The 1976-nt window shown below is 51.0% G+C and carries 2 protein-coding genes; both read right to left on the bottom strand.

Annotated features, from left to right (window positions below):
* Positions 1–197: 197 nt before the first annotated feature.
* Positions 198–1037: an Rpn family recombination-promoting nuclease/putative transposase gene (locus tag BUB38_RS15580; RefSeq protein WP_073161647.1), complete on the bottom strand. Its 840-nt coding sequence runs from the start codon at positions 1035–1037 to the stop codon at positions 198–200.
* Between the two features lie 243 nt (positions 1038–1280).
* A partial coding sequence (locus tag BUB38_RS15575) for an Rpn family recombination-promoting nuclease/putative transposase (RefSeq protein ID WP_371328342.1) occupies positions 1281–1976 on the bottom strand: 696 nt, incomplete at its 5' end.

The raw sequence follows: 1976 nt of genomic DNA, 5'->3' as shown, positions 1-1976 counted from the left end.
GGCAAAATTGCCACCAATCCTATACATGCTTTTTTGCGGAAAATGGATCCCGATTTTTTGAAAAATGATTGTAAAATTTTTTAGCACGAACAAAGGAAATCCCCGAACAGGTCGTGGACACCGGAGGGGCGCGGGGGAGACGCAAACAAAAAAGGACCCGCGTAGGGTCCTAACGTTATGCGAAATGATCGCAGCAGCTATTTGCTTTTTTCGGCCAGCTTCGCCTGAAGAGCAGCAATCAGTGCATCCTTCTCAGCGAGAGCATTGGCCTGGTCGGCCAGTTTAGCTTCACTCGCAGCCAGTTTCGCATCTTTTGCCTTGCTTGCCGACTCCATCCTGCGAACCTTGCGTTCAAGGGCGCGGTATTCGTCTCCGGCGCTCACAAAGCCAAGCCTTTGTCCAATACTCTGGAATGCCATTTTCAGAACCTCCAATGCCTCTGGGCTAATGTACTCCCTCAAATATAACTCAATCTTGCCGACAAGACAAGCACTTTCGCTGCAGGGCAATACACGCAATTTTTTCTCGATTTCCGGCAGCAAGGACTCGTACTTTGCCATATCGAAAGCATACTTCATGGTAATCGCACCAATGGCAGCCTCGGCATTGTCGTGGGCAAGGCATATCTCATCGTCAAGTTCCGCCAGGTTCACGAAGGCGAACTCAAAGTGCGGAACGCGTCCGTTGTACATGGAGTGAATGTTCCTATACTGAGCGAGAGGGTCCCAGGGGTCAGTTCCGTTATAAACAACGATTGCCTTCGTAGGCAGCCAAGGATATTTAGCATTACCCTTGTCCACCATCACGTTGATGGCGTAACGGCCAATCTGCGACATGATCCCGTTGCTTGGCGAGGACTTGTGTTCAAGCAGTAGGCCAAAACGCATTTCACCACCGGCGAGGGCCTTCACCTTGAAGGCGAGATCCGCTTCGCCCCGCTCGCCAACTTCGTCGAAGGCCTCGGGGATTTCTTCAAGGGTATCCAGGTCCACTTCGGCGAGGATGTCGGCCAGGTTCTTGTTAGTCCTTGACGCCATCTCGAAAAGAGCCTTTGCGGGAAGGCAAAATTGCCACCAATCCTATACACGCTTTTTTGCGGGGAATGGATCCCGATTTTTTGAAAAAAGATTGTAAAATTTTTTAGCACGAACAAAGGAGATCCCCGAACAGGTCGTGGACACCGGAGGGGTGCGGGGAGACAGCAATGGAATCGCTGGAATGACGCAAATAAAAAAAGGACCCGCGAGGGGTCCTAACGTTATGCGAAATGCTTGCAGCAGCTATTTGCTTTTTTCGGCCAGCTTCGCCTGAAGAGCAGCAATCAGTGCATCCTTCTCAGCAAGAGCATTGTCCTTCTCAGCAAGAGCATTGTCCTTCTCAGCAAGAGCATTGGCCTGGTCGGCCAGTTTAGCTTCACTCGCAGCCAGTTTCGCATCTTTTGCCTTGCTTGCCGACTCCATTCTGCGAACCTTGCGTTCAAGGGCGCGGTATTCGTCTCCGGCGCTCACAAAGCCAAGCCTTTGTCCAATACTCTTGAAAGCCATCTTCAGTTCCTCCAATGCCTTGCGGCTGACATACTCATCCAAATATAACTCAATCTTACTTACAAGGCAAGCACTTTCGCTGCTGGGCAATACACGCAATTTTTTCTCGATTTCCGGCAGCAAGGACTCGTACTTTGCCATGTCGAAAGCATACTTCATGGTAATCGCACCAATGGCCGCCTCGGCGTTGCCGTGGGCAAGGCAAAGGTCGTCGTCAATTTCCGCCAGGTTCACGAAGGCGAACTCGAAATGCGGAATGCGTCCGTTGTACATGGCATGGATGTTCTTGTACTGAGCGAGTGGGTCCCAGGGGTCAGTTCCGTTATAAACAACGATTGCCTTCGTAGGCAGCCAAGGATATTTAGCATTACCCTTGTCCACCATCACGTTGATGGCGTAACGGCCAATCTGCGACATGATCCCGTTGCTTGG

Origin of the sequence: Fibrobacter sp. UWH5, from assembly GCF_900142505.1 — a bacterium.
Taxonomy (GTDB): Bacteria; Fibrobacterota; Fibrobacteria; order Fibrobacterales; family Fibrobacteraceae; genus Fibrobacter.
This window is presented reverse-complemented; position numbering and strand designations above follow the sequence as displayed.

What these genes read in the sequence shown, in the direction of transcription:
- BUB38_RS15580 (WP_073161647.1), bottom strand. Translation starts at nt 1,037, where the DNA reads ATGGCGTCAAGGACTAACAAGAACCTGGCCGACATCCTCGCCGAAGTG.